Here is a 22,651-nt window from a genome sequence, read left to right as displayed (position 1 = left end):
CTGTCCTTTTTACACAAATGTTAATGGGTTGGACGATAGAACCTTGTCATGGCCGTACGCTCGACAGGCGAAGATCTCCTTGTGATTCATCGTCATCGGCGTAGAATCGACACCCGGCGATGCCTATTCACCAAGGCTATTACGCCGATGGACCCTGAGGAAGCCGGCGCCCCTCCGTCGTTCCGCTACACCGCCGTTCCGCGTCTCTCGCGGTTTTCGGACGTGCTCGACGAGGCCCGCTATGTCCCGGTGCCCGACGCGTGGTGGATCGCCCTCTGCGACGTGGTGATGTCGACCCGGGCCATCGAGGCGGGGCGCTACCGGTCCGTCAACATCGCCGGCGCCGCCCTGATCGCGGCCGTACGCAACGCCCTGCCGGAGGCCGACACGCCGTTCGTCTTCGGCGGTGACGGTGCGACCCTGCTGGTTCCCCCCGAGCATCGCCATACCGTCGAGGCGGTTCTGGCCATGACGGTGACCTGGGTCCGCGAGGCGCTGGACCTCGAACTGCGCGCGGGCCTGATCCCCGTCGCGGCGGTGCGGGCCAATGGCCACGATCTGCGGATCGCGCGCTACGCGGTCTCCCCGACGGTCGATTACGCGATGTTCTCCGGGGGAGGCCTCGCCTACGCGGAGGCTGCGGTGAAGCGTGGGCTCCACGGGGTCGCGGCGGCCCCGAGGGGAGCGAAGCCCGATCTCACCGGGCTGTCCTGCCGGTTCGAGGCGGTTCCGGCCCGAGAGGGCCTGGTCCTCTCGCTCATCGCCCTGCCCGAGGCGGGCGCCGACCGGAACGCCGTCCTGGCGGTTCTCGGCGGGCTGCTGGCCGAGATCGAGGCAAGCCCCAGCAACGGGCGTCCCTTGCCGGCCGACGGCCCGGCGATGCGGCCGCCGTGGCGGGGTCTTCGGGAGGATGCGCGCGGCGCGGGGGCGTCGACGGGGGCGGGGCTGCTGCGCCTCGCGCACCTGTTCCTGTCGCGCGGCGGGGCCTTCGTGCTGTTCCGCCTGGGCGTGCCGTTCGGCCGATTCTCGCCGCGCCGTTATCGCAGGCGGCTCGCGGCCAATGCGGATTTTCGAAAGTACGACGATGGGCTTCGCCTCACCGTGACCTGTCCGGTCGCCATGGCGGACCGGATCGAGGCGCGGCTCGCGGCCGCGCGGTCGGCGGGACTGGTGCGGTACGGCCTGCACCGCCAGGAAGCGGCGGTGGTGACCTGCATCTCGCCCTCGGTGCTGCGCGACGACCACGTCCATTTCGTCGATGGGGCCGATGGCGGATACGCCCGGGCGGCCGCCATGCTCAAGCGCCAGCCATGACGGGCTCGGAGATCCCGTTTCTGGCCGGCCTGGACCCGGAGGCCGCTGCCGCCGTGCGCGCCCGCATGGTCTCGGTCGCCGTGGCCGGCGGAAGCACGCTGTTCGCGCAGGGTGATGCCGGGGACGCGCTCTACACCCTGATCTCCGGTGCCGTGGGGATCTCGGCCGAGGATGCTGCGGGGCGGCCGCGCCGGATCGCCCGGCTGAATCCGCCCGAGAGCTTCGGCGAGATGGCGCTGCTGTCGCCGGCACCGCGCTCCGCGACGGCCACGGCCCTGCGGGATTCCAGGCTGCTGCGGCTGGCGCGCGCGGATTTCGAGGAACTGACCGCGCATCATCCCCGGATGCTGCTCTACTTCGCACGGCTTCTCACCGAGCGCATGCGGACCGCCCAGGCGGGCGAGACGATCCGTCATAAGCCGCGCAGCTTCGCCGTGCTCGCCGTGACGGAAGGCCTCGACGCGGCCGCGTTCGGCCATGCCCTGGCGACGGCCCTCGATGGGATCCTGCCGGGCCGCACCGGCTGCCTGACACGCTGGCCGGCCGGCGCGGACGAGACGTGGTTCCATGCCTACGAGACCCGTCATGCCCGCACGGTCTTCGTCGCCCACGAGGTCGGTTGCCCGTGGTGCCGCCTCTGCCTGCGCCACGCGGACCACGTCCTGCTCCTCGCCGAACCCGGGCGGCCGCCCCGCCCCGGGGCCGCCGCCTGGCTCGGGAGCGTGCGGTCGGACTGGATCCGGATGGATCTCGCCGTCCCGCAGGACGCGGATGCGGTCCTGCCCCGCCCCGTCCATCCCGAGGTCGCGGCCCTGCCTGTCGCCCTACGCATCCCGGTTCGCGCCGGCAGGAGCGGCGACCTTCGCCGCCTCGCACGCCTGGCGAGCGGCTCGGCCCGGGGCCTCGTCCTCGGTGGCGGCGGCGCGCGCGGCCTCGCCCATCTCGGGGTGATGCAGGCCCTGGACGAGGCCGGCTACGCCCCCGACTTCGTCGGCGGCACCAGCATGGGAGCGGTGGTCGCGGCGAGCGTCGCCATGGATCTCGGCATCGACCGCATCCGCGCGAGCACGGTGGCGTTCTTCGTCGGCAACAATCCCCTCAACGACTACACGCTGCCTTACCACGCGCTGACCCGTGGAGCGAAGGTCGATGCGGGTCTTGCGGCGTGGTTCGGCGGCGCGCGGATCGAGGATCTCTGGCTCCCGTTCCTCTGCGTCTCGTCCAACCTGACGAGCGGTACGGCGATGGTCCACCGCAGTGGCGACCTGCCGGGAGCGCTCCGCGCCAGCATCGCGATCCCGGGCCTGCTCCCGCCGGTCTGCACCGACGAGGGCGTCCTGGTGGACGGGGGCATGATGAACAACCTGCCGGCCGACGTCTTGGCCGACCTCGATCGGGGTCCGGTGCTCGCCATCGATGTCGGCAGCGACCGCGCCTTCGGCGCCATGACGATGCGCTCCTGGCGTGGACGCTTGATCCGGCGGATCCTGGGCGCTCCCGATGCCATGCCGGGCATCGCGCCGCTCCTGCTGCGGGCCGCGACCGTGTCGGGCGACGCGCAGGCGACGATGGCGGTCGGCTACGCCACCGCCGTGCTGAAGCCGCCGCTGGCCGGCATCGACCTGCGCGCCTGGTCGAGCTTCAAAGCCATCGCGGAGATCGGCTATCGCCACACCAAGGAGGCCCTCGCCGAGGGCCGGTTGCGGGCCTGGACCGAGGATGGCGGCGGGGGCCCGACATGACGCGTCCTGGGAAACCGGGTGCGCCAGCGCACCCATCCGAGCGCATGCCTGTAACCTCTCTGTGCGCTGCAGCGATTCTCCCTGCAACGCAACCGACGCACTGAGGACTCCTATCGCCATGAAGGTGCTGATCGCAGCCACCGCCCTGACCGGGCACATCAATCCGCTCCTCACCGTCGGCCGGCTCCTCGCCGCCCGCGGCGACAGCGTCGTCATGACCACCGCCGAGCGATTTCGTGGAAAGGTCGAGGCGGCGGGCCTGCGCTTCTCGCCCTGCGACGACGGCGATGCCGCGTCGTACCGCGAGACCGGCCTGCCGGCGGGCCCCGAGCGTTACCGGCGCGAGTTCGCCCGCCGCTTCATCGATCCGATCCCGGTTCAGACCGAGGTCCTGCGCGGTCTCGTCGCGGCGGAGCGGCCCGACGTGATCGTCGCCGGCAGCCTGTTCCTCGGCGTGCTGCCGCTGCTGCTGGGATCCGAGCCGCGTCCCCCCATCGTCGTCCTGAACGTCAGCTTCCTGTTCCTCGACCGGCCCGACGCCGCCCCGGTCGGTCTCGGCCTGCCGCCGGCCCGAACGGACGCGGAGCGCGCCCATTACGCGCTGCTGAAGGCCGGGATGGATGCCGCCTTTGTCGATCCCGTGCGCGCCCATGCCGATGCGCAGCTGGCGCGCCTCGGCCTGCCGCCCCTGCCGGCCTCGCTGCCGCATTCCATCGCCGTGCTGCCGGACCTGTTCCTCCAGCCGACCGTGCCGGCGTTCGAGTACGATTTCGGGACGCTGCCGCCCAATCTCCGCTTCACCGGGCAGCTGCCGGCGCCGAGGGCCGAGGCGGCGCTTCCCGAGTGGTGGCAGGCCCGCGACAGGAGCAAGCCCGTCGTCCTCGTCACCCAGGGCACCCTGGCGAATGCCGATTTCGGTGAACTGCTCGAGCCGACCCTCGCGGCCCTGGCGGACCGGGACGACCTGTTGGTGGTGGCGACCACGGGCGGGCGCCCCGTCGAGGCGGTGCGGGGAGCCGTGCCGGCCAATGCCCGGATCGCGCCGTTCCTGCCCTTCGACGCGATGATGCCGGAGGTGTCCGTCCTCGTCACGAACGGCGGATACGGCACCGTCTCGCAGGCCCTCGCGGCCGGCGTGCCCCTCGTCTCGGCTGGGCTCACCGAGGACAAGGCGGAGATCGGCGCACGCATCGGCTGGTCGGGCGCCGGACTCAATCTCGCGAGCAACGCGCCGTCGGTCCAGGCGCTACGGGAGGCGATCGAGACGGTGCTGGCCGAGCCCCGTTTCCGCGATCGGGCCGCATGCCTGGCACGCGCCTTCTCGGAGCTGGACGGGGGCCGGACGGTCCTCGCAAGCATCGATGGCGTGGTTCGCAGCTGCCCGGCCGTCCAGGACATCGCCGCATGACCGCTCTCCGGCTCTTCGATCGCATCCGGGGCCGGGCCCGCACCGGCAGGCGGACGCCCCGGCCGGTGGTGTTCGCCGCCACCCTCGTGCTCGCGGCCATCACCGGCCTGCCCCTGGGGTCGGTCGCTCAACTGATGCCGCAGGCGGACGATCCGGCCGATCGGTTCCTCGGCCTCTGACCACCAGCGAGACACCGCCATGCCCAACCTCACCGAGCCCGTTCCAGGCGAGGCCGCGCCGCTCAGGGTCGTGGTCGACCTCAACCGATGCCAGGGGTACGCCCAATGCTGCTATGCGGCGCCCGGCGTCTTCGATGTTCGAGGCCACGAGATCCTGTTCTACGATCCCGCTCCGGCGCGCGCGCGACGGGGTGAGATCGAGCGGGCCGTGCAGGCCTGCCCCGTCCGCGCCATCAGCCTCCAGGCCGATCGCGGAGACACGCCGTGAGCGCCGCGCAGGCAGCCGGCATCGTCGTCGTCGGCGCGTCCCTGGCCGGTCTGCGGGGCGCGGAGGCCCTGCGTCGCGCCGGCTATGGCGGCCGGCTGACGATCGTGGGCGACGAGCCGCATCGTCCCTACGACCGGCCGCCCCTGTCGAAGCACGTCCTGTCGGGCGAACTGGCTCCGAACGCCACAGAACTGCCGGAACTCGTCGCCCTCGACGCCGACTGGCGCCTGGGTCATGCGGCGGTCGCCCTGGATCGGGCGGCCCGCACGATCCGCCTGAGGGACGGGACGGATCTCGCCTACGAACGCCTCCTCATCGCCACCGGCGCGCAGGCCCGGCCCTGGCCGGACGCCGCGGGCGGCGGCTTGGCGAACATCTTCACCCTGCGCGGCCGGGACGATGCCGCCCGCCTGCGAACCGCCTTGGCCGAGACGCCCCGGCGCGTCCTCATCGTCGGCGCCGGCCTGATCGGGTGCGAGGCGGTCTCGTGCTGCCGCGATCTCGGATTGCCCGTCACCCTGGTCGACCCCAATCCGACGCCCCTCGCGCGGTCCCTGGGCACCTGGGTCGGCGGCGTGATCACCGAGTGCCTGAAGGAGGCCGGCGCGACCTTTCACGCGGGCGCGCAGGTGCTCCGCTTCGAGGGCGATGCCTCGGGCCGGGTCGTTCGCGCCCACCTCGCGGATGGGCGCGCGGTCGAGGCTGACCTCGTGATCGTGGCGCTCGGCGCGACGCGCGCCACGGACTGGCTGTCGGGTGCGGGACTGATGGCCGATGCCGGCGGCGTGACCTGCGACGGCGCCTGCCGGGTGCTCGGCGCCGATGGGACGCCGTGCCCGGACATCTACGCCGCCGGGGACGTCGCGCGCTGGCCCAATCCCCTCTATGGCGGCCGGCTGATGTCGGTGGAGCATTGGGGCAACGCCGTCGCGCAGGCCGAGCACGCCGCGCGCAACATGCTGGCGCCGGCGGAGGCGCAGCAGGCCTATCGCCACCTACCGGCCTTCTGGTCGAGCCAGTTCGGGATCAACATCAAAGCCGTGGGCCTCACTGAGGGCGCCGACACGGTCGCGATCGTTCAGGGGTCGCGGGCCTCACGGCGCTTTCTCGCCGTCTATGGCCGGGCCGGACGCAGCATCGCCGCCGTGTCGTTCGATCAGGCGCGCTGGCTCCCGGCCTACGCCGAGGCGATCACGGGCGGCCAAGCGTTTCCGCCGATCCGCGATGCGAGCGACCAGGGCGCCTTCACTCCCATGGCGCCGGGCTTTCCGCCACCGCGTGCCGCGTCCACGCACATCGAGGCCCGTCATGGCTGAAGACACGCTGTTTTCCGAGGTCCTGGACCCCGCCAACCGGGCCGACCCCTATCCGATCTACGCCCGGCTTCGCGAGACCCCGGTCTCGCGCCAGCGCGACGGCAGCGTCGTGGTCAGCACGCACGCGGCGATCAGCAGCCTGATCTTTGACCCCCGCCTCAGCTCCGAGGACCTGCCGCCCTCCCGCCGCCCGCGCACCGGCAACCCGCTCAAGGATTGGCTTCTCAACCCCATCAAGAACCGCATCGCCACGGCGCATCGACCGCTGATCTTCCGCGACCCGCCCGACCACGACACCCTGCGCCACGCCGTGATGCGCGAGTTCACGGTGGCGCGGGTGCAGGCCCTGAGGCAGCGCATCGCGCAGGACGTGGACGCTCTCATCGAGGGTTGCGTCGGGCGCGATGAGGTCTGCCTCGTGGAGGACCTGTCCTACCCGCTCCCGGTCGCGGTGATCTGCGACATGCTCGGCGTGCCGGAGGCGGACGAACCGCAGTTCCAGGCCTGGGCGACGCAGCTCGCCACGGCCCTCGAGCCCGATGCCCGCCACGACGAGGCCAGCCGGCACAGGACGGTGGCGGCCTTCGACGCGATCTCGGGCTACATGCGTGCCCTGATCCGCGAGAAGCGCCGGCGGCCGACCCCGGACCTGCTCAGCGCTCTCGCGGCACCGGGGCCCGACGGCAAGGCCGTGATGGGCGATTTCGACCTGATCTCGACGGCGATCCTCCTGCTTGTCGCGGGCCACGAGACCACCGTGAACCTGATCACCAACGGCATGCTCACGCTCCTGCGCCATCCCCTGGAACTCGCCCGGCTGCGGGCCGACCCGGAGCGTGCGCCGCGCGTGATCGAGGAACTGCTGCGCTACGAGCCGCCCGTGCATTTCCGGACCCGGAAAGCCCTCGGGACCATCGAGATCGCCGGGCACACCATTCCGAAGGGCACGCCGGTCATCCTGCTCTTCGCCGCCGCGAATCGGGACCCGGCCCGTTTCGACGCTCCGGACCGTTTCGATCCCGACCGGGACGACAACCAGCATTTCGGCTTCGGTGGCGGACTGCACTACTGCATGGGCGCGCCACTCGCGCGGATCGAGGCCGAAATCGCCCTGGTGGCTCTCAGCCGCCGCCTGATCGCGCCCCGGCTCCTGGCGGATCCCCCGCCCTACAGGCCCGGCGCCTCCCTGCGCGGCCCAGAGCACCTCGGCATCGGCATCGACGGGATCGGGCCGCGACTGTCATAGGAGACGAAGGAGGACACTGATCGTCGCACAACCAGGCTCGTCGATCGTCGGGCGACCCGGTGGTTCACGACCGGATTTCGTCAGTCCACCCCTCTCCTCGGCAATCGGACGGCCGCGGAGCCAAACCATCAAGAAGCGGTCGTCCGACCTGGCGACCGCGTTCGATCGAAATCGGTCATGCTTCAACCCAACGCAGGGCATCGATCAGGGCGCGAAGCGCCGGAGTCGCTTGCCGGCTCGGATGGTAGAGGTGGTAGCCGGGGAAGGGCGTGCACCACGCGGTCAGAACCTGCACGAGGTGGCCCGCCTGGATGTCGGCGGCGACATCCTCTTCCAGCATGTAGCCGAGCCCGGCCCCGGCCCGCACGGCCGCCCCCACGAGGGCCGCATCGTTGACGGTGAGTTGCCCGCCTGCGCGCACGCGCACCTCCTGGCCGCCCCCCGTGAACTCCCACGGCAGCAATCCACCCCCGCCGACCAGCCGGTAGTTGACGCAGTTATGCGCCTCGATGTCGGCCGGTGTCTCGGGTGGCGGATGGCGTGCGAAGTAGGCGGGTGTGCCGACCACGACCGTGCGCAGGTCTGGGCCCAGGCGCACCGCGACCATGTCGCGCTCCACCGTCTCGCCGAAGCGGATGCCGGCATCGAACCGGTCCGCGACGATGTCGGTCAGGCGATCGTCGATGACGATTTCGACGGAGACGGCCGGATGCTCGAGGAGGAAGCGCGGCAGGGCCGGATCGAGCACGCGGCGCGCGGCCGAGGAGAAGGTTGTCAGCCGCAGTAGACCGGACGGTGCGCCGCGCCAGTCGGCGAGCGCCGCCAACCCGCTTTCGACCTCCGCCAGGGCCGGGGCCAGGGAACGCACGAGCCGCTCGCCCGCCGGCGTCGGCGCGACGCTGCGCGTGGTGCGTGCGAGCAGCCGGACCCCGAGCCGTTCCTCCAGCCCCCGCACGGCGTGGCTCAGGGCCGAGGGCGACAGGCCGAGTTCCGCCGCCGCCCGCGTGAAGCTGCGGGTGCGCGCGACCATGGCGAAGGCCGCGAGATCGTCGAGCATGCCACGCCGCATTGCTGAACCCTGCTCACAAACCCATGCCGATCATCGTGGCTAATCCCCCGTGACGGGGGCCGCTACCCTGTGGGCCATCAGCAGGGATATGCAACAATGGACCTCACGCATTACCGCACGCTCGGCCGTTCCGGCCTCGCGGTCAGTCCGCTGGCGCTTGGCACCATGACCTTCGGCACCGCGCGCTGGGGGCTGGACGAGGCCGGCAGCCGCGCCGTGTTCGACGCCTATCTGGAGCGGGGCGGCAACTTCGTGGATACGGCCGACGTGTATGCGGGGGGCGAGGGCGAGGCGATGCTCGGCCGCTTCATCGACACGCCCGCCCTGCGCGACCGGATCGTCCTCGCGACGAAGTCGGGGTTCGCCACGGGCCAGGGACCGCATGCGGGCGGCAACGGAGCCAAGCACGTCCACGCGGCGCTGGACGGTTCGCTTCGCCGCCTGCGGACCGATTACGTCGATCTCTACTGGGTGCACGTCTGGGACGGGGTCACGCCGGCCGAGGAGTTGCTGGAGACCATGGCGGGTCTCGTGCGCGCCGGGAAGATTCGCTACTGGGGCCTGTCGAACACGCCCGCCTGGTACGTTGCCACCCTCGCGACCCTGGCCACCCTGCGGGGCCTGCCGGGGCCGATCGCGCTGCAATACTTCTACGCGCTTGTGAACCGGGAGGTGGAGGACGAGCACATCCCCCTCGCGGCCGCGTCCCGCATGGGGTTGGTGCCCTGGTCGCCCCTCGCCTACGGGCTGCTGAGCGGCAAGTACGACCGCGCGACGGTGGACGCGGCGGGACCGCGAGCCGGCGGCCTGCCGAAGGATGCGGCGCGGGCGGGCGAGGGGCGTCCCGCCGACGACAAGCGGCTCGACGGCGCCAATCCGTTCGGCGACAGCCTGTTCACGCCGCGCAACTGGACGATCGTCGAAGAGGTGCGCCGGGTGGCGGAGGCCATCGGGCAGTCACCGGCGCGCGTCGCGCTCGCCTGGGTGGTCGGACGACCGGGCGTGGCCTCGACGCTGATGGGGGTGAGCCGCCCGGCACAGGTCCCCGACAACATCGCGGCGCTCGATCTCGTGCTCGCCCCGGAGCATCGCGCCGCGCTGGATGCGGTGAGCGCACCGGTGGAACCGCGCCTGATCTACGGCCTGTCGCGACCATCGTTGCGGCAGGCCGTGGTGTTCGGCGGCGCGCGGGTCGAAGCCCCCGGCGAGATGCCCTGAGGAAAACCCTCCCGTGCTTGCGCGGTTTCAGGGGGACCCGCCTCCCATGTCCGCATGAGCTAATGCTTGGCATCGGAACCATCGCGCTCCGATCAATCTTGCGACTTTGATCGCTTGTTCAGGCTGCTGCGGAGCGGGACAGCACACGCCAGGGCTGCAATGACTGGTAGGCCATCCCTCGCGCGGTCAAACGGATCGGGTTCGACCCCTCTGCCCGATCGCTTTTTCTTCGCCCAATCGGCATCCAATTACGGCCGAAGTTGCTTTAAGCGAGCACGGCCCGGGACCGGGCGTTTTCGTAAGGCACGCCGACACCCGTGATCGTGACGCAGTTCTACCCTCTCTCCGCCGCGATCCATCGGGCGCGTCAGGCCCTTGCGGGCACCCTCGTCCTCGGAAGTGCTGCGGCCGCGGCCGGCCCGGCGCCGGCCCAGACGCCCGATGCGGGTTGCTATCCCACGGCCGGTGGTGCCCTCGAAATCTGCCGGGGCGGCGAGGCCGAGGGTGTCCTGTTCGTGCCCCGGCCGTGCGAATCGGCCTCGGGCGTCCAGATCTTTCGCCCGGCCGAGGGCAGCAACCGGCTTCAGGTGGTCTATCAGGCCGAGACGCCCGCGCGGGCGCGCCGGGGGGAATCCTGCGCGCCGCGCCGGGCCGTCACCCCCCTCGACGGCGGCGCCGTGCGCTCCGGCTCCATGCCCGAGCAGCTCGCCACGACCATGCCGCCGACGCAGGCCCGCCTGTGGGAACTCGCCCGGGTCGCGCAGCCGGAGGGGCGCAGCCGGAGGGGCCGGCGCGCCCGCGCCCCGGAGGCGTCCGAGACCGTGCCCGAGGGCATCGCCGCCCGCCATCCCATGGTGGTGGCCGGGCGCGACTGGAGCGGGGACGTCTACAGCTACGTCTTCCTCCTCACCACGGTCCCGGGTCCGAGCGGCAACCGCCACGCCCTGATGCAGGCCCGCACCGCCGATTTCGAGCGGTTCGACATCCGGGGCGCCGATGGGGACGGCGCGGCCTGGGTGCCGTTCACGCCGGAGGCGGGCGGGCGCCGCCGGTCGCGGCGCGGCGGCAATCCCGCCCCGAGCCCCGTCCTCGACGAGACCGGCGGCGGCGTCGTGGGCAACTGCCCCGGCACGGGCTTCGACCGGAACGACCTCGTCGGCTCCATCAGCGTGGTCGATCAGGTCTACCACTACTTCTACACCGACGTGCTGCCGACCGATTGCGCCGCGCCCCCGGCTCAGCGCCGCCTCGGCCTCTACCTGCGCACGAGCCGGGATCTCGCGGCCGACCGGCCGTGGTCGTCGGCCCGCCTCGTCGCCGAGCCCCTGCCGGGCGAGGCCCTGGTGCGCGTCGCCAAGGCCAAAGGCATGGACCGCTGGGTCGTGGCCTACACCTGCAACCGCCCCTCCAACACCATGGACGGCCCGGTGGCGGACCTGTGCGTCCAGTACACCGCCGATCTCGCCCTCGGGTCCATTGCGGGTCTCGCCTGGTATTCCGAGCCCACGGCGATCATGCGCTCGCCGGCCTATCTCGGCCTGCGCTCGGGCGGCGACGGCACCGGCCGGTTCGGGCGGGCCCAGCACTTCTGGATGACCGACCGCTACGGCAACCTCGCGACCCCGACGAGCTATCCCGGCAAGGCCGGCTTCCTGACCTGGCTCGACCGCCGCGCCCCGGGGTCCGATGGCCCGGGCCCGTCCTCGGTGTTCGGCCGGCCGATCTACTGGGGCACGTGGTCGGTGCGGCCGCTGGAGGCGCGGTGACGGCCTTCTGCGGCCGGGCCGTGCGCCCGGCGGGCGGCCGCCATGCCCAGGCGCGTGGCCTGGGGGCCTTGCCGGATGGCCCGACACCTTCTATTGCGACGCGATAGCTCGATCCCGTGACCCGGCGCAGCCGGCCGCATTCCTGCGGCCCGTCGCGTGACGGGCTCTTCTCGCTTCCGGATACCCTATGAAGCTTCGCAACATCGCCATCATCGCCCACGTCGATCACGGCAAGACCACGCTCGTCGACAAGCTCCTGTCGCAGTCGGGCTCGTTCCGCGAGAATCAGCGCGTCGAAGAGCGCGCCATGGATTCCAACGACCTCGAGAAGGAGCGCGGCATCACCATCCTGGCCAAGGCGACGTCCGTCGTCTGGAAGGACACCCGCGTCAACGTCGTCGACACCCCCGGCCACGCCGATTTCGGCGGTGAGGTCGAGCGCATCCTGTCCATGGTCGACGGGGTGATCGTGCTCGTCGACGCCGCCGAGGGCCCGATGCCCCAGACCAAGTTCGTGGTCGGCAAGGCGCTCAAGATCGGCCTCAAGCCCATCGTGGCGATCAACAAGGTCGACCGTCCGGACGCCCGCATCACCGAAGTCGTCAACGAGGTGTTCGACCTCTTCGCGGCTCTGGACGCCACCGACGAGCAGCTCGACTTCCCGATCCTCTACGGCTCGGGCCGCTCCGGCTGGATGGCGACGGCTCCCGACGGCGATCAGTCCCAGGGCCTCGCGCCCCTGTTCGACCTCGTGCTCGAGCACGTGCCGCAGGCCAAGGTCGAGGACGGCCCCTTCCGGATGCTCGGCACCCTGCTCGAGGCCAACCCGTTCCTCGGCCGCATCATCACCGGCCGCATCGCGTCCGGCACCGTGAAGCCGAACCAGGCCATCAAGGTCATGGACCGCACGGGCAAGCTCGTGGAGACCGGCCGCGTCTCGAAGATCCTGGCCTTCCGCGGCCTCGAGCGCGCGCCCATCGAGGTCGGTGAGGCGGGCGACATCGTCTCCATCGCGGGTCTCGTGAAGGGCACCGTCGCCGACACGTTCTGCGATCCGCAGGTCGAGACCCCGATCCAGGCTCAGCCCATCGATCCGCCCACCGTTACCATGTCGTTCATCGTCAACGATTCGCCGCTCGCCGGCACCGAGGGCGACAAGGTCACGAGCCGCATGATCCGCGACCGCCTGTTCAAGGAGGCCGAGGGCAACGTCACGCTCAAGATCGAGGAGGCGGCCGACAAGGATTCGTTCTTCGTCTCGGGCCGTGGTGAGTTGCAGCTCGCCATCCTCATCGAGACCATGCGCCGCGAAGGCTTCGAGATCGCCGTCTCGCGTCCCCGCGTGGTCCTTTCCAAGGACGATGAGGGCAACGTCCTCGAGCCGGTGGAAGAGGTCGTGGTCGACGTCGACGAGGAGTATTCCGGCGTCGTCGTGCAGAAGATGTCCGAGCGCAAGGCCGAGATGATCGAGATGCGCCCGTCGGGCGGCTCGCGCCTGCGCCTCGTGTTCCATGCGCCCACCCGCGGCCTCATCGGCTACCAGGGCGAGCTCATGACCGACACGCGCGGCACCGCGATCATGAACCGCCTGTTCAAGGCCTACGAGCCCTACAAGGGCGAGATGCCCGGCCGCCGCAACGGCGTGCTCATCTCCAACGACAAGGGCGAGGCCGTGGCCTACGCCATGTGGAACCTGGAGGATCGCGGCCCGATGATGATCGAGCCCGGCGCCAAGGTCTATCAGGGCATGATCATCGGCGAGCACAACCGCGAGAACGACCTCGAGGTGAACGTGCTCAAGGGCAAGAAGCTCACCAACATCCGCACCACCTCGAAGGACGAGGCCGTGCGCCTGACGCCTCCGATCCGCATGACCCTGGAGCGCTCGCTCGCCTGGATTCAGGACGACGAGCTCATGGAAGTCACGCCGAAGTCGATCCGCCTGCGCAAGACCTACCTCGACCCCAACGAGCGCAAGCGCTTCGAGCGTTCGGGCAGCGTCGCGTAAGCGACGCCCCCTCGGGATCGACTGAAAAGGCCGGGTCTCTCGCCCGGCCTTTTCTTTTGGGGGCGACCATCGTCCCGCACCCACGGGGTGCGCCCGGGCGGGTGTCGTGGCTCACGCGGTAAGCGTCAGAGCAGCCGGTCCGCGAACATCGTCCCGAACGTCGGACCCCGTCTGGGGCGATGCCCTAGAACTTCTGCTTCCTGTCCTGAAGATCCGGGCTGGCGTTGATCCGATAGCCGGCCACGCATTGCTCGATGAACGGCGCCCTGAGCTTCCGGCGCATGCCGTTGCGGCTGGCCCGCGCCTCGCATTTCGCCGTCCAAGCCGCCTTCGTCACGGCGCCATCGGCCCTCGACGCTCTCGCGCTCGCCTCGGGACAGGCCAGCATGAGGCAGCCGAACCCCCACAGGGCGGTGACGAGGCCCCATCGCCGGGATGGTCTCGCCCGGGCCTGCGCATGGCTCGGCCCGGGGAGCGTATCGAGCGGAGGCACTCTCAAACCGGGACTCCGAAACGTTCGCCGAAGACGTACAGCACGGAGAACACGATCGCGATCAGCACCGCCAGGATCGCCAGGATAGAGAGGGCTTTTTTCGATAACCGCTTCTCCCCGGGGACATCGTGCGCTTTGGCCGAAGTTTCCATGAACTGGCGCCTCTCGAGTCGATTGTCTCGGCCACCCACCGCTGAGCGGCCCTCGGCATCGCATCGCGTCCAAGCTTGCCGGCTGCCCGAAGGAGCGACGTCGGACTGGGATGGTCCGACCGAGAGTGCACCCAACGAGGCACCCGGTTGCAGGCGCAGGGTTGGGCGATCGCGCAAAGCTTAGAAGCACATGATCTCAAGCAAGACTTGAGAAAGTCGTTCCTCCATCTGATTTCACTTAAGATTGATGGATTAAAACCCTTTCTCGATTGGAGCCGCTGCGACGGTGCCGGCCTCACCCCTCCCTGGCTCGTTCCCTGAGAAGATACTTCTGCACCTTGCCGGTCGCGGTCTTCGGCAGCTCGCCGAACACCACGTGGCGCGGGAGCTTGTAGCCGGCGAGCCGCGTCCGGCACCACGCGATGAGGGTCTCGGCCTCCAGGGTGGCGCCGGGTTTGAGTTCCACGAAGGCCACGGGGGTCTCGCCCCACTTGGCGTCCGGCCGGGCCACCACGGCGGCGGCGGCGACGGCCGGATGGCGGAACAGGGCGTCCTCGACCTCGATGGAGGAGATGTTCTCGCCCCCCGAGATGATGATGTCCTTCGAGCGGTCCTTGAGCTGGATGTAGCCGTCGGGGTGCTTCACCCCGAGGTCCCCTGAGCGGAACCAGCCGCCCTTGAACGCGGCCTCCGTCGCCGCCGGGTTCTTGAGGTAGCCGCGCATCACCACGTTGCCGCGAAACATCGCTTCGCCGAGCGTGGTGCCGTCGGCGGGCACGGATTCGCCCGTCTCGGGATCGCGGATGTCGAACCCCTCGAGCACGGGGTAGCGCACGCCCTGGCGCGCCATCTTTTCGGCCCGCGCGTCCGCATCCAACGCGTCCCAGTCCCGGTGCCAGGCGTTCACCACCGCCGGGCCGTAGGTCTCGGTCAGTCCGTACAGGTGGGTGACGTCGAACCCGGATTCCCCCATGGCGGCCAGCACCGCCTGGGGCGGGGGGGCTGCGGCCGTGAGGAAGGCGACCCGGTGGGGGAGGGGGCGGCGCTCGGCGTCGGAGGCGCCGAGGAGAAGCTGCATCACGATGGGCGCGCCGCAGAGATGCGTGACGCCGTGCTCGGCGATTGATTCGTAGAGCGCCCCGGCCCGGACCTGGCGCAGGCACACATGGGTGCCGGCCACCACCGACAGGGTCCAGGGAAAGCACCAGCCGTTGCAGTGGAACATCGGCAGGGTCCAGAGATAGACCGGGTGCTGGCCGAGGTTGCCAGTGATGACGTTGCCCAGCGACAGCAGGGCGGCGCCGCGATGGTGATAGACCACGCCCTTCGGGTCGCCCGTGGTACCCGAGGTGTAGTTGAGGGCGATGGCGTCCCACTCGTCCGCCGGCATCGCCCAGTCCGCCGCCGGGTCGCCCTCGGCGAGGAGCGCCTCGTAGGCGACGTTGCCGACGGCGATGCCCTCGCCGGTGAAGACCGGATCGTCGACATCGATCACCAGGGGCTTCACGGTCGCCTGCGCCAGGGCGGGGGCCACCACCTTCGAGAATTCCCGGTCGGTGATGAGCACCTTCGCCTCGCCGTGGTCGAGGCAGAAGGCGAGGCCGGCGGCGTCCAGGCGGGTGTTCAAGGTGTTGAGCACGGCGCCGGTCATCGGCACGCCGTAGTGGCACTCGATCATCTCGGGCGTATTGGCGAGCATCACCGCGACGGTGTCGCCCCGGCCGATACCGCGTGCCTGGAGGGCTGCGGCGAGGCGCCGGCTGCGCGCGTAGAGATCGGCGTATCTCCGGCGCAGGGGCCCGTGGATCACCGCGACGTGGTCGGGAAACACCCGCGCCGCCCGGTCGAGGTAGCTAAGCGGCGTCAGCGGCTGATGATTGGCCGGGTTGCGGTCGAGGTCGCGGTCGTAGATCGACGGTTTGGGGTCGGGGGCATTCATAGCGTGTCTCCCTCTCGGGAGAACAGTACCGATCCTGCCCCCGCTAACAAAGCAAGTCACCGGGCTTCCAAAGGGATCATCCCTTTGGCGGGTGTCGGGCTCAAGCCCGACATCTTTCCAGGGCGTTGCCCTGGACCCACGAAGGGCTTGCCCTTCGAACCCGAATGCAGGCTCAGCCGCCGCCCGGATCGGTCTCGCCGTCCGGCGTGTTGCCGCCGGATGGGCCGAGGCCGGGCTTGCCGTCGGTCTTCTCGTTGGGGTCCTTCACCGCGTCGGGGGCGGTGTTGGCGGGTTTCTTCGGGGCGTCGGAAGTCTTCGGGGTATTGGAAGTCTTGGGATCGTTCGTCACGGGCGTCCTCCTGTCCCCCTCAACGCGCCGCACCGAAGGCGGTGCCCGGCTCGTCGGCTTCCGCGAGGCGCAGGATGGTGGCGCGCAGCCAGCGATGGGCCGGGTCGTCGTCGTAGGAGGCGTGCCACAGCATCGAGACCGCCACGTCCTCCAGATTCACGGGGGCCGGGCTGACGCTGAGCCCGAGCGCCCCGGCGAAGAAGGTGGCGAGCCGCGCATGCATGGTGGTGATCACGGGGGCGCTGCGCACGAGGAACGGCACGGCGAGGAAGCGCGGCGTCGTCACCGCGAGGGTCCGGCTGAGGCCCAGCTTGGCCAGGGCATCGTCTACCACTCCGTGCGCCGTCTCCTTCAGGCTGGTCAGCACGTGGGGAAAGCGCACGTAGTCTTCGAGCGAGATCGGCGGGGTGACGCCGACGAGATCGGCGTTGAACATGCAGAGGTAGTTGTCGCGGTAGAGCAGGCGGCGCTTGTGGTGGGTCTGGCCCTCCGTGAAGAAGCCGATGCCGAGATCGACCCGGTCGGCATCGAGCTCCTGCAGGATGCGGATGCGGTCGACGGAGCGCAGGAGCAGGCTGATGCCCGGCGCCTCCGCCCGCAGGTAGGCGAGGAGCTTCGGCCCGAGCAGCACCTCGGCGCTGTCGGGCAGGCCGAGGGTGAAGGTGCGGGTCACAGTGCGCGGATCGAACGCCGCGTCGCGCCGCACGAGGAACTGGACCTGCCGCAGGAGGGCGCGGACGGGCTCGGCGAGCGCCAGGGCGCGCGGCGTCGGCCGCATGCCCTCGGGGGCCCGGGTCAGGAGTTCGTCGCCGAACAGGACCCGTAGGCGGGCCAGCGACGAACTCATGGCTGATTGGCCGATGCCGACCCGCGCCGCCGCCCGGGTGACACTGCGCTCCGTCAGCAGGGCATCGAGGGCGACCAGGCCGTTGAGATCGATCCGGCTCAGATCGATGTGATCAATAGTCATTATCGATTCGTTCTGTTTGATCCATGATGCACCGCACTGCATATCGGGTCCAGACGCAGGGACACACCGGCCCCTGCCCATACGAGAGCGAGACCCGACCCCATGACGTTCCGTACCTTCACCCTCGCCGCCGCCGCCGTCGCCGCCCTCACGGGTACCGCCTCGGCCGAGACCATCCGCCCCCTCGACGGCGGCAGCGTCAACCTCGGCGACCTTTCCGGCGTCGCCTATTACACGCCTGAGCCCAAGGGCTATCGGGTCGTCGTGACCCTGGCCCGCACGGACGCCGCCCGCGCCGTCCGGTTCGAGGCGGTCCTCGCCTCGGGCCAGAGCGTGATCCTCTCGACCCCGCAGGAACTCGGCGCGGCGGCGGACGCCGTCGAGATCAGCCGCACCGGCGACACCGTCGCGGTGTCCCGGCAGCGTCCGGCGCCGGCCCGTGAGGCGGCGGCGCTGAACTGAGGCGGCGCCGTTGCCGCCCTTCGCCCTCCCGGCCGGACCGGCCGGGAGGGTCCGTTCGATGACGGACTGGGCCGGATGCCTCGCGAAAGGCAGGGGGCGCCAACTTTTGGCCTGGGCGCGCGCGGCCGCGCGGGACACAATGGCCCGATTGCAACCGACCCAGGACCGATTCATGCGACGCACCCCGGCCGCCCTCCTGGCCCTGATGCTGGCGGGGGCGTCATCCGCCGTCGCCCTCGAAGGCCCGGCCCCCGCCGCCCCCGGCGCCACGGTCGCGACATCGCCCGCCGCACCGGCCAAACCCCGCGTCGTCATCGTCGCCACGGGCGGGACCATCGCGGGCGCGGGCGCGGATGCGGCCAACAGCGCCACCTACCAGGCCGCCAAGGTGCCGGTGGACAAACTCATCGCCGCCGTGCCGGCCATCGCGAATGTCGCCGACGTGCGCGGCGAGCAGGCGTTCCAGATCGCGTCCGAGAGCTTCACCAACGCGCAGCTCGTCGACCTCGCGAAGAAGGTCTCGGCGCTGGTCAAGCGCGACGACGTCGACGGCGTCGTCATCACCCACGGCACCGACACCGTGGAGGAGACGGCGTATTTCCTCGACCTCGTGGTGAAGACCGACAAGCCCATCGTCATGGTGGCCTCCATGCGGCCCTCGACCGCGATCTCCGCCGACGGCGCCCTCAACCTCCTCGACGCCGTGACCGTGGCGGGCGCCAAGGATGCCCGCGCCAAGGGCGTGCTCCTCACCATGAACGACGAGATCCAGGCGGGCCGCGACACCACCAAACGCGTCAACATCAAGCCCTCGGCCTTCTTCAGCCAGTGGGGGCCCCTCGGCATGGTGGTGGAGGGCAAGACCTACTGGTTCCGCGCGCCGGTGAAGCGCCACGGCACCACATCGGAGTTCGACATCGACAGCATCGACGCCCTGCCGGAGGTCGCCATCGTGTACGGCTCGGGCAACATGCATCCGGAGGCCTACACCTCCGCCGTCGCGGGCGGCGCCAAGGCCATCGTCCATGCGGGCACCGGCAACGGCTCGGTGGCCGGCTACCTCGTCGACACCCTGAAGGACATCCGCGCCAAGGGCGTGCAGATCATCCGCTCGTCGCGCGTCGGCGACGGCTTCGTCCTGCGCAACGCCGAACAGCCCGACGACAAGTACGATTGGGTCGTGGCCCATGACCTCAACCCGCAGAAGGCCAAGATCCTGGCCGCCGTGGCCCTGACGAAACCCCGCGACGCCAAGGATCTGCAGCGCATCTTCTGGGAATACTGAGGGGCGTTCGCAGAACTCCCGCCGCCCCGTCGTGCCCAGGGCGGGAACCGGCGGGGATCGGGCATTCCGTGAAGCCCTCCGAGGGGGCTCGATCAGGCGCCGAACCTCGAAGCCGGGCGGTCGACGAAGGCCGATCGTCCAGACACAAATCCTTACACATCGCTGATCGACAGGCGCGCGAAACCGCCCTTAGAAGGAGTCCGCCACACCCATACGTTGCGGGTTCGTGTGGCCACTACTCTCTTCGGGGCATACCGGGATGTCGTCGATCCGTCTCCTCGCCACCACCGTTCTTCTCATCGCGGCGCCGGGATTCGCCCTCGCGCAGCCGACCTTCCGCGCCGAGCGGGTCGTCAGCGCGGGCAAGACCCAGAAGCTCGGTTATTTTCTCGCCCTCGATCCGACCTGTCACACCATCGGTCCGATCACCATCAACATGCTCAGCGGACCGCATGCCGGCCGGGTCGAAGTCGCCGAGGGGCGCGAATTCCCAAGCTTCGTGCAGGCCAATGCCCGCGCGCATTGCAACACGCGCAAGGTGGCGGCCACGCAACTCCTCTACACCGCGCCGGCGGGGTATACGGGCGAAGACGAATTCACGATCGAACGGGTCGATCCCTACGGCGCTCCGCTGCAGGTGCGCTACCACGTGACCGTGCGCTGATCGAACCCTCGCCCACGCCGCCGGCGGATCGGGAGACCAGCGGGACCACGGGACGTCCGGCCAATTCCGTCCGACCGGCGCGCCCGCCCGGTTGGCGGGGCGGGTGCGCCCGTCCTATCGTGCGACCCGCGCGAAGGACCGGCCTCGACCCCGCCGGCACGCCAGGGAGCTCCCATGACCGACCGCCACTATCGCATCGCCGTCATCCCCGGTGACGGCATCGGCAAGGAGGTCGTCCCCGAGGGCGTGCGGGTGCTGGAGGCGGCGGCCCGGCGCCACGGCTTCACCCTCGACCTCGCCTGGTTCGATTTCGCCTCGTGCGATTACTACGCGGCGCACGGGCGGATGATGCCGGAGGACTGGAAGGAGCAGCTCGGAAATCCCCGGGCCATCTTCTTCGGCGCCGTCGGCATGCCCGATCGGGTGCCCGACCACATCTCGCTGTGGGGCTCGCTGATCCAGTTCCGGCGGACCTTCGACCAGTATGTCAGCCTGCGCCCGGCCCGGCTGATGCCCGGCGTGCCGTGTCCCCTCGTCGGCCGCAACCCTGGCGACATCGACTTCTACGTCGTGCGCGAGAACACCGAAGGCGAATACTCGAATGCCGGCGGGCGCATGTTCGCCGACACCGACCGGGAATTCGTCCTGCAGGAGACGATCATGACCCGCCATGGGGTCGACCGCATCCTGCGCTACGCCTTCGACCTCGCCCAGAAGCGCCCGAAGAAGCACCTCACCTCGGCGACGAAGTCGAACGGCATCTCCATCACCATGCCGTACTGGGACGAGCGGGTCCGCGCCATGGCGGGCCGTTATCCGGACGTGCGCTGGGACCAGTACCACATCGACATTCTCACGGCGCATTTCGTCCTGAACCCGGATCGGTTCGACGTGGTGGTGGCCTCGAACCTGTTCGGCGACATCCTGTCCGATCTCGGTCCCGCCTGCACCGGCACCATCGGCATCGCGCCGTCGGGCAACATCAATCCCGACCTCGGCCAGCCCTCCCTGTTCGAGCCCGTCCACGGTTCGGCCCCCGATATCTTCGGTCAGGGCATCGCCAACCCCATCGGGCAGATCTGGTCGGGGGCCATGATGCTCGAACACCTCGGCGAGACGGACGCGGCGGCCGAGATCGTCACGGCCATCGAGCGGGTGCTGGCGGAGCCGACCGGGAGGACCAGCGACCTCGGCGGCCGGGCCAGCACGGAGGAATGCGGCAAGGCCGTCGCGGAGGCCCTGGGCTGAGAATTTTGAGCTAAAGACTGGGGGAAAAGGACTTTAGGGTGAGGGCTTGGGGTTGAGGCCTCGGGTCTCGGCCACCCGGCCGGTCTCGAGAGACCGGTCGATCGGTGAATTCGCCGATGGGTGAATTCACTGTCCGCTGGGGCAGACTGGCCACGCCGGCGATCTCGGAGCGACAACCGGCGGCGATCAGCACCGCATAAAGCACATGCGGTCCATGCTTTTACAGCAGAGCTGTGGTTCCTACGCCATTGATGTCTTTCTTCGGATGGCGGGACCTGAGTCCCATTCTTTGATATAAATTTCGTAATCAGACCTGAAATGGCAAGAGATGGCCGCCGCGAGATGAATGATACTTTTTAGTCGTATTATATGATGGAATGTCCAGGGTTAATTGCCATATTGTCCTGAGCAAGCTGCAAATCATCGAAACTCCAAATTAAGTTGTCTTTTTTATAAGGCATCCACTGTTAGAAGGGATGTGCCGTGAGAAAGCAGCTTTCGATCGCCGCCTGGGCGGCTCTTCTGTCGATCTGGATCGCCTCGCCCGTGGCGGCCGCCGAACGGGTCCTACGCCTCGGTTATCTCTTCTCTCAGACCTCGCATCTCGGCGCGGGGGCGGAAACCTTCGCCCGAGAGGTCGCGAAGCGGACGGGCGGGGCCTACCGGATCGAGCCCTACCCGAACGGGACGGTGGGCGGAGAGGTCGAGATGGTGGAGGAGCTGCGCCTCGGCCACCTCGACATGGCCTTCATCACGAACGCCCCCTTCGCCAATCTCATCTCCGAATTCGGGGTGTTCGACATCCCGTTCCTTTTCCGAAACGCCGCGCATGCCCAAGCCGTCTTCGATGGCCCCATCGGCCAGGCCTATCTCGAGAAGTTCGCGCAGAAGGGCCTCGTCGCCCTCGCCTGGGGCGAAAACGGCATGCGCCACATCACGAACGCGAAGCGGCCCGTGACGAAGCCGGAGGATCTCGAGGGCCTGTCGATGCGGGTGCCGCAATCGGACGTGATGCTGAAGGGCTTCCGTGCCCTTGGCGTCAAGGCAGAGCCCCTGGCCTTCCCGGCGCTCTACGGCGCCCTCCAGACAGGGCAGTTCGACGGCCAGGAGAACCCCATCGCGGTCATCTCCGCGTCGCATTTCGAAAAAGTTCAGAAGCATCTCACCCTCAGCGGGCACGTCTATTCCTGGGCGGTCATCGTCGTCTCGAATTCCGTGTGGAACACCCTCGATTCGGGCGGCCGGAAGGCCTTCGTCGAAGCCGCCCGGGCTGGCGGCCAAGTCTCTCGCGAGGCCGCGGGCCGGGCCGAGGCGGAGGGCGTGGACAGGTTGCGCCAAGCCGGCATGCAGGTCGTCGCTGGCATCGACCGCGCCGCGTTCGAGCGCCGCCTTCAAGAGACGAACGCGGAGTTCGGTCGGACCTTCGGCCCCGAGATCGTCCGGCGGATCAAGGCCGTCCCATGAGCGGACTCCGTGCCTCTTACAAAACTCCCTCCGCGCCGCCGTGGCCAGAGCGAGAACCGATGCCGACAGGGATTTTCGTAAGGCACTTCTG

General features: G+C 69.8%; 21 protein-coding genes. 15 read left to right on the top strand and 6 right to left on the bottom strand.

The annotated features are described in order from the left end of the window. The first annotated feature begins 147 nt into the window (after positions 1 to 147). The 7 genes from MFF01_RS07145 to MFF01_RS07115 all read left to right on the top strand — a co-directional run bounded on the left by MFF01_RS07145 (position 148) and on the right by MFF01_RS07115 (position 7,473). Positions 148 to 1,314 (top strand): DUF3095 domain-containing protein, encoded by a 1,167-nt coding sequence (locus MFF01_RS07145; protein ID WP_238223417.1) that lies wholly within the window; start codon positions 148 to 150, stop codon positions 1,312 to 1,314. Further along, positions 1,311 to 3,056 carry a patatin-like phospholipase family protein gene (locus MFF01_RS07140; protein ID WP_238223416.1) on the top strand — a complete coding sequence of 582 codons (1,746 nt, stop codon included), beginning with the start codon at positions 1,311 to 1,313 and terminating at the stop codon, positions 3,054 to 3,056. The genes MFF01_RS07145 and MFF01_RS07140 overlap by 4 nt, the downstream gene beginning before the upstream one ends. Positions 3,057 to 3,174: 118 nt before the next feature. Beyond that, positions 3,175 to 4,464, top strand: coding sequence for a glycosyltransferase (locus MFF01_RS07135; protein ID WP_238223415.1), 1,290 nt, complete (start codon positions 3,175 to 3,177; stop codon positions 4,462 to 4,464). Further along, on the top strand, positions 4,461 to 4,643 hold the full coding sequence (locus tag MFF01_RS07130; RefSeq protein ID WP_238223414.1) for a hypothetical protein: 183 nt from the start codon (positions 4,461 to 4,463) through the stop codon (positions 4,641 to 4,643). The genes MFF01_RS07135 and MFF01_RS07130 overlap by 4 nt, the downstream gene beginning before the upstream one ends. 19 nt (positions 4,644 to 4,662) lie before the next feature. Continuing rightward, positions 4,663 to 4,911 carry a ferredoxin gene (locus MFF01_RS07125; protein WP_238223413.1) on the top strand — a complete coding sequence of 83 codons (249 nt, stop codon included), beginning with the start codon at positions 4,663 to 4,665 and terminating at the stop codon, positions 4,909 to 4,911. Next, positions 4,908 to 6,227 carry an NAD(P)/FAD-dependent oxidoreductase gene (locus MFF01_RS07120; RefSeq protein ID WP_238223410.1) on the top strand — a complete coding sequence of 440 codons (1,320 nt, stop codon included), beginning with the start codon at positions 4,908 to 4,910 and terminating at the stop codon, positions 6,225 to 6,227. The genes MFF01_RS07125 and MFF01_RS07120 overlap by 4 nt, the downstream gene beginning before the upstream one ends. After that, positions 6,220 to 7,473 carry a cytochrome P450 gene (locus MFF01_RS07115; protein WP_238223407.1) on the top strand — a complete coding sequence of 418 codons (1,254 nt, stop codon included), beginning with the start codon at positions 6,220 to 6,222 and terminating at the stop codon, positions 7,471 to 7,473. Before MFF01_RS07120 ends, MFF01_RS07115 begins: the two co-directional genes overlap by 8 nt. A 175-nt stretch (positions 7,474 to 7,648) precedes the next feature. Here the strand turns inward: MFF01_RS07115 and MFF01_RS07110 are convergent, their stop codons facing one another. Then, positions 7,649 to 8,542: a LysR family transcriptional regulator gene (locus MFF01_RS07110; protein ID WP_238223405.1), complete on the bottom strand. Its 894-nt coding sequence runs from the start codon at positions 8,540 to 8,542 to the stop codon at positions 7,649 to 7,651. Positions 8,543 to 8,638: 96 nt separating this feature from the next. Here MFF01_RS07110 and MFF01_RS07105 point away from each other — a divergent pair, with 96 nt between their 5' ends. From MFF01_RS07105 to typA, 3 genes are all read left to right on the top strand, one after another. Next, on the top strand, positions 8,639 to 9,760 hold the full coding sequence (locus MFF01_RS07105) for an aldo/keto reductase (protein ID WP_238223403.1): 1,122 nt from the start codon (positions 8,639 to 8,641) through the stop codon (positions 9,758 to 9,760). Between the two features lie 323 nt (positions 9,761 to 10,083). After that, positions 10,084 to 11,526, top strand: a complete 1,443-nt coding sequence (locus MFF01_RS07100; RefSeq protein WP_238223401.1) for a hypothetical protein — start codon at positions 10,084 to 10,086, stop codon at positions 11,524 to 11,526. A 187-nt stretch (positions 11,527 to 11,713) separates the two neighbouring features. After that, positions 11,714 to 13,534, top strand: coding sequence for a translational GTPase TypA (gene typA, locus MFF01_RS07095; RefSeq protein WP_238223398.1), 1,821 nt, complete (start codon positions 11,714 to 11,716; stop codon positions 13,532 to 13,534). Positions 13,535 to 13,718: 184 nt separating this feature from the next. On the opposite strand, the gene MFF01_RS07090 is transcribed toward typA, so the two are convergent. The 5 genes from MFF01_RS07090 to MFF01_RS07070 form a co-directional block, all read right to left on the bottom strand. Then, the gene (locus MFF01_RS07090; protein WP_238223396.1) at positions 13,719 to 14,033 is read right to left on the bottom strand and encodes a hypothetical protein; all 315 of its coding nucleotides are present in this window, start codon (positions 14,031 to 14,033) and stop codon (positions 13,719 to 13,721) included. Beyond that, on the bottom strand, positions 14,030 to 14,179 hold the full coding sequence (locus MFF01_RS07085; protein ID WP_238223394.1) for a hypothetical protein: 150 nt from the start codon (positions 14,177 to 14,179) through the stop codon (positions 14,030 to 14,032). The genes MFF01_RS07090 and MFF01_RS07085 overlap by 4 nt, the downstream gene beginning before the upstream one ends. A 295-nt stretch (positions 14,180 to 14,474) precedes the next feature. Beyond that, a complete protein-coding gene (locus MFF01_RS07080) occupies positions 14,475 to 16,118 on the bottom strand; it encodes an acyl-CoA synthetase (protein WP_238223392.1) in 1,644 nt (547 codons plus the stop codon). Positions 16,119 to 16,290: 172 nt separating this feature from the next. Then, entirely contained in the window at positions 16,291 to 16,467 is a 177-nt protein-coding gene (locus MFF01_RS07075) for a hypothetical protein (protein WP_238223390.1), read from the bottom strand. A 19-nt stretch (positions 16,468 to 16,486) separates the two neighbouring features. Next, a complete protein-coding gene (locus tag MFF01_RS07070; protein WP_238223388.1) occupies positions 16,487 to 17,437 on the bottom strand; it encodes a LysR family transcriptional regulator in 951 nt (316 codons plus the stop codon). A 102-nt stretch (positions 17,438 to 17,539) separates the two neighbouring features. Between MFF01_RS07070 and MFF01_RS07065 the strand changes: the two genes are divergently transcribed. The 5 genes from MFF01_RS07065 (at position 17,540) to MFF01_RS07045 (ending at position 22,560) form a co-directional block, all read left to right on the top strand. Next, positions 17,540 to 17,899 (top strand): hypothetical protein, encoded by a 360-nt coding sequence (locus tag MFF01_RS07065; protein WP_238223385.1) that lies wholly within the window; start codon positions 17,540 to 17,542, stop codon positions 17,897 to 17,899. 172 nt (positions 17,900 to 18,071) lie between these two features. Continuing rightward, positions 18,072 to 19,184 (top strand): asparaginase, encoded by a 1,113-nt coding sequence (locus tag MFF01_RS07060; RefSeq protein ID WP_238223383.1) that lies wholly within the window; start codon positions 18,072 to 18,074, stop codon positions 19,182 to 19,184. 259 nt (positions 19,185 to 19,443) lie between these two features. Further along, positions 19,444 to 19,848, top strand: coding sequence for a hypothetical protein (locus tag MFF01_RS07055; protein WP_238223382.1), 405 nt, complete (start codon positions 19,444 to 19,446; stop codon positions 19,846 to 19,848). Between the two features lie 174 nt (positions 19,849 to 20,022). After that, on the top strand, positions 20,023 to 21,096 hold the full coding sequence (locus tag MFF01_RS07050) for a tartrate dehydrogenase (protein ID WP_238223381.1): 1,074 nt from the start codon (positions 20,023 to 20,025) through the stop codon (positions 21,094 to 21,096). A gap of 483 nt (positions 21,097 to 21,579) precedes the next feature. After that, entirely contained in the window at positions 21,580 to 22,560 is a 981-nt protein-coding gene (locus MFF01_RS07045) for a DctP family TRAP transporter solute-binding subunit (protein ID WP_238223380.1), read from the top strand. Positions 22,561 to 22,651 lie beyond the last annotated feature (91 nt).

The sequence above is a fragment of the Methylobacterium adhaesivum genome, from assembly GCF_022179065.1.
Taxonomy (GTDB): domain Bacteria; phylum Pseudomonadota; class Alphaproteobacteria; order Rhizobiales; family Beijerinckiaceae; genus Methylobacterium; species Methylobacterium adhaesivum.
Note: the sequence above shows the minus strand (reverse complement) of the source record. Positions and strands in the feature narration are given on the sequence as shown.

Bases quoted from the DNA above. Each gene is read 5' to 3' on its own strand.
- MFF01_RS07130 (WP_238223414.1), top strand. From the start codon at position 4,461: ATGACCGCTCTCCGGCTCTTCGATCGCATCCGGGGCCGGGCCCGCACC.
- MFF01_RS07060 (WP_238223383.1), top strand. From the start codon at position 18,072: ATGCGACGCACCCCGGCCGCCCTCCTGGCCCTGATGCTGGCGGGGGCG.
- MFF01_RS07125 (WP_238223413.1), top strand. From the start codon at position 4,663: ATGCCCAACCTCACCGAGCCCGTTCCAGGCGAGGCCGCGCCGCTCAGG.
- MFF01_RS07135 (WP_238223415.1), top strand. From the start codon at position 3,175: ATGAAGGTGCTGATCGCAGCCACCGCCCTGACCGGGCACATCAATCCG.
- MFF01_RS07140 (WP_238223416.1), top strand. From the start codon at position 1,311: ATGACGGGCTCGGAGATCCCGTTTCTGGCCGGCCTGGACCCGGAGGCC.
- typA (WP_238223398.1), top strand. From the start codon at position 11,714: ATGAAGCTTCGCAACATCGCCATCATCGCCCACGTCGATCACGGCAAG.
- MFF01_RS07145 (WP_238223417.1), top strand. From the start codon at position 148: ATGGACCCTGAGGAAGCCGGCGCCCCTCCGTCGTTCCGCTACACCGCC.
- MFF01_RS07070 (WP_238223388.1), bottom strand. From the start codon at position 17,437: ATGACTATTGATCACATCGATCTGAGCCGGATCGATCTCAACGGCCTG.
- MFF01_RS07110 (WP_238223405.1), bottom strand. From the start codon at position 8,542: ATGCGGCGTGGCATGCTCGACGATCTCGCGGCCTTCGCCATGGTCGCG.
- MFF01_RS07105 (WP_238223403.1), top strand. From the start codon at position 8,639: ATGGACCTCACGCATTACCGCACGCTCGGCCGTTCCGGCCTCGCGGTC.
- MFF01_RS07080 (WP_238223392.1), bottom strand. From the start codon at position 16,118: ATGAATGCCCCCGACCCCAAACCGTCGATCTACGACCGCGACCTCGAC.
- MFF01_RS07065 (WP_238223385.1), top strand. From the start codon at position 17,540: ATGACGTTCCGTACCTTCACCCTCGCCGCCGCCGCCGTCGCCGCCCTC.
- MFF01_RS07085 (WP_238223394.1), bottom strand. From the start codon at position 14,179: ATGGAAACTTCGGCCAAAGCGCACGATGTCCCCGGGGAGAAGCGGTTA.
- MFF01_RS07055 (WP_238223382.1), top strand. From the start codon at position 19,444: ATGTCGTCGATCCGTCTCCTCGCCACCACCGTTCTTCTCATCGCGGCG.
- MFF01_RS07050 (WP_238223381.1), top strand. From the start codon at position 20,023: ATGACCGACCGCCACTATCGCATCGCCGTCATCCCCGGTGACGGCATC.
- MFF01_RS07115 (WP_238223407.1), top strand. From the start codon at position 6,220: ATGGCTGAAGACACGCTGTTTTCCGAGGTCCTGGACCCCGCCAACCGG.